The organism is Nocardia carnea, assembly GCF_029868855.1.
GTDB classification, from domain to species: Bacteria; Actinomycetota; Actinomycetes; order Mycobacteriales; family Mycobacteriaceae; genus Nocardia; species Nocardia carnea_A.
Genome location: NZ_JARWOV010000020.1, coordinates 1 through 3,628, shown reverse-complemented (window position 1 = coordinate 3,628; position 3,628 = coordinate 1). Strand labels below are relative to the sequence as shown.

General features: G+C 63.7%; 3 protein-coding genes. All 3 read left to right on the top strand.

Translation table 11 applies throughout. The annotated features are described in order from the left end of the window. Positions 1–528: 528 nt before the first annotated feature. The 3 genes from QH195_RS01515 (at position 529) to nrdE (ending at position 3,468) form a co-directional block, all read left to right on the top strand. Positions 529–759 (top strand): redoxin NrdH, encoded by a 231-nt coding sequence (locus QH195_RS01515; RefSeq protein ID WP_280425938.1) that lies wholly within the window; start codon positions 529–531, stop codon positions 757–759. Positions 760–862: 103 nt separating this feature from the next. After that, positions 863–1,312, top strand: coding sequence for a class Ib ribonucleoside-diphosphate reductase assembly flavoprotein NrdI (gene nrdI, locus QH195_RS01510; RefSeq protein ID WP_280425937.1), 450 nt, complete (start codon positions 863–865; stop codon positions 1,310–1,312). Further along, positions 1,309–3,468 (top strand): class 1b ribonucleoside-diphosphate reductase subunit alpha, encoded by a 2,160-nt coding sequence (nrdE, locus tag QH195_RS01505; protein ID WP_280425936.1) that lies wholly within the window; start codon positions 1,309–1,311, stop codon positions 3,466–3,468. Before nrdI ends, nrdE begins: the two co-directional genes overlap by 4 nt. Positions 3,469–3,628 lie beyond the last annotated feature (160 nt).

Below are 3,628 nucleotides of genomic sequence, written 5' to 3'. Positions count from 1 at the left end.
CCCCCCGTCCGGCCGGGGGCGGCCTGCTGTTGTGTGGAGTCCGGAGCGTGTGCGCCGCGGCTGTTCCGGGCGGGTCGTGAGAGTCTGCTGGGGTTTCCGCGACTGGTGTGACAGGCGATGCTCTTGCGTTTGCTGAAAAAGAACTGGCCTCCCTCGATTGTGATCTGGACCACGGTGAATTCGGCGTGTCGCAACGCTGTCCTGCGGCTTACAGCCGTGAAATCACATCGTTGTGACTCGCAACATCTCGTGTTGTTTCGGAATGTCGGCCACTAGGTGTAGTGTCATCGGTACCCGAAGGCGGCGGTGTGAAGAACCCGCCGGCAGCGGGCGGAACCGGCCCGGACGTGGCATTTCAGGGCTGGTCCTCGGAGTTTGCGCAGGATCATCCGATCGTGCCGGCACCGCGCCCCGCAGACGGAATATCCGGCTGCGGATCAGTCACGCGGAGGGCTCGACCCGGAGGCGGCGGTCCGTCACGACGAGACCGCGAGACACCGCACATTGGCACAGGAGAGAGGGACTCGAATGATCACCGTGTACACCAAGCCCGCTTGCGTCCAGTGCAATGCCACCTACAAGGCCCTCGACAAGGCCGGGGTGGAATACGAGGTCATCGACATCTCCGAGAACGCCGATGCCCGCGACTATGTGATGGCTCTCGGCTACCTGCAGGCCCCCGTCGTCGTCTCCGGTGACGAGCACTGGTCCGGCTTCCGGCCCGACCGCATCAAGGCGCTGGCCACCGTCGCCGCCTGAGCGCAATAGGCACAGCCTGAGCGCGTCGGGCCCGGAGGCGGCAGCGAAGTGTAACCACGAAGGGCCCGCGCGCCCGATACGGTCGGGGAGCAGGGGAGGTGAAATGTCCGAATCGCATACGTTGGTGTACTTCTCCAGCGCTTCGGAGAACACTCACCGGTTCGTCGAGAAGCTGGATATCCCGGCTCTCCGGATCCCCCTGCACACCACCGACTCGCTGCGCGTCGACGAACCCTACGTGCTGATCGTCCCCACCTACGGGGGCGGTCGGCACGTCTTGGGGTCCACTCGCTCCGACAAGGAATTCGTACCGCGCCAGGTCGCCAAGTTCCTCAACGATCCACACAACCGCGCCCTGTTGCGCGGGGTGATCGCCGCCGGGAACACGAACTTCGGTGACACCTTCTGCTTCGCAGGTGATGTGATCTCCCGCAAATGCGGGGTGCCCTACCTGTACCGCTTCGAACTCATGGGAACCGCTGAGGACGTCGCCCGCGTCCGAGAGGGATTGGGATTGTTTTGGCAGCAACAACGACAGCACCAGCAGGTATGACGGCCCGGCTGGAGCAGCCCCCGCAGCGCGCCGGCGAATCCGGTGAGGTCTTGGACTACCACGCCCTCAACGCGATGCTGAACCTGTACGGGCCGGACGGTGAGATCCAGTTCGACAAGGATCGCGAGGCCGCCAACCAGTACTTCCTGCAGCACGTCAACCAGAACACCGTCTTCTTCCACAATCTCGACGAGAAGCTCGACTACCTCGTCGAGGAGAACTACTACGAGCCCGAGGTGCTGGACCGGTACAGCCGGGCCTTCGTGAAGAAGCTGTTCCAGCAGGCCTACGCCAAGAAGTTCCGGTTCCCCACCTTCCTCGGCGCGTTCAAGTACTACACCTCCTACACGCTCAAGACCTTCGACGGGAAGCGCTACCTGGAGCGTTTCGAGGACCGGGTGTGCATGGTCGCGCTGACCCTGGCCGCCGGTGACGAGGTGCTGGCGCGGATGCTGGTCGAGGAGATCATCGACGGCCGCTTCCAGCCCGCCACCCCGACCTTCCTCAACTCGGGTAAGAAGCAGCGCGGTGAACCGGTGTCCTGCTTCCTGCTGCGTATCGAGGACAATATGGAGTCCATCGGGCGCTCCATCAATTCGGCGCTGCAGCTGTCCAAGCGTGGTGGCGGAGTTGCGTTGCTGCTCAGCAATATTCGCGAGCACGGTGCGCCGATCAAGAAGATCGAGAACCAGTCCTCGGGTGTTATCCCGATCATGAAGCTGCTCGAGGATTCGTTCTCCTACGCCAACCAGCTCGGGGCACGGCAGGGTGCGGGTGCGGTGTACCTGCACGCCCACCATCCCGATATCTACCGTTTCCTCGACACCAAACGGGAGAACGCGGACGAGAAGATCCGCATCAAAACCCTCTCCCTCGGTGTGGTGATCCCCGATATCACCTTCGAACTGGCGAAGAAGAACGAGGACATGTACCTGTTCTCGCCGTATGACGTGGAGCGGATCTACGGTAAGCCGTTCGCCGATATCGACGTCACCGAGAAGTACTACGAGATGGTCGACGACAAGCGGATCCGCAAGTCGAAGATCAAGGCGCGCGAGTTCTTCCAGACCATCGCCGAGCTGCAGTTCGAATCCGGCTACCCCTACATCATGTTCGAGGATACGGTGAACCGGGCCAACCCGATCGCCGGCAAGATCACCCATTCGAACCTGTGCTCGGAGATCCTGCAGGTCTCCACCCCCTCGGTGTACAACGACGATCTCACTTACGCGCAGGTGGGCAAGGACATCTCCTGCAACCTGGGGTCGCTGAACATCGCCAAGACCATGGATTCGCCCGATTTCGCGCAGACCATCGAGGTCGCGATCCGGGCGCTCACCGCGGTCTCCGATCAGACCCACATCTACTCGGTGCCCTCCATCGAGCAGGGCAACAATTCCTCGCACGCCATCGGCCTGGGGCAGATGAACCTGCACGGCTTCCTGGCGCGGGAGCGGATCCACTACGGGTCCGAGGAGGGGCTGGACTTCACGAACATCTACTTCTACACCGTCGTGTACCACGCCCTGCGTGCCTCGAATCTGCTTGCGCAGGAACGTGGTACGTACTTCGGCGGGTTCCCGGAGTCGAAGTACGCCAGCGGTGAATACTTCGACAAGTACACCGATCAGGTGTGGGAGCCGAAGACCGACCGTGTCTCCCGGTTGTTCGCCGACGCCGGGATCCGTATCCCCACCCAGGACGATTGGCGGCAGCTGAAGGCCGCGGTCATGGAACACGGCCTCTACAACCAGAATCTGCAGGCCGTCCCGCCGACCGGTTCGATCTCCTATATCAACCACTCCACCAGTTCCATCCACCCGGTGGCGTCGAAGATCGAGATCCGCAAGGAAGGCAAGATCGGCCGCGTCTACTACCCGGCCCCGTACATGACCAACGACAACCTGGACTACTACCAGGACGCGTACGAGATCGGCTACGAGAAGATCATCGACACCTACGCCGCCGCCACCCAGCATGTGGACCAGGGCCTGTCGCTGACGTTGTTCTTCAAGGACACCGCCACCACCCGCGACCTGAACCGCGCCCAGATCTACGCCTGGCGCAAAGGCATCAAAACCCTCTACTACATCCGCCTCCGGCAGATGGCGCTGGAAGGTACCGAGGTCGAGGGCTGCGTGAGCTGCATGCTCTGATCGGCTCGCAGTACATACAGTGGCGGGGGGGGGGGGGGGGGGGGGGGGGGGGGGGGGGGGGGGGGGGGGGGGGGGGGGGGGGGGGGGGGGGGGGGGGGGGGGGGGGGGGGGGGGGGGGGGGGGGGGGGGGGGGGGGGGGGGGGGGGGGGGGGGGGGGGGG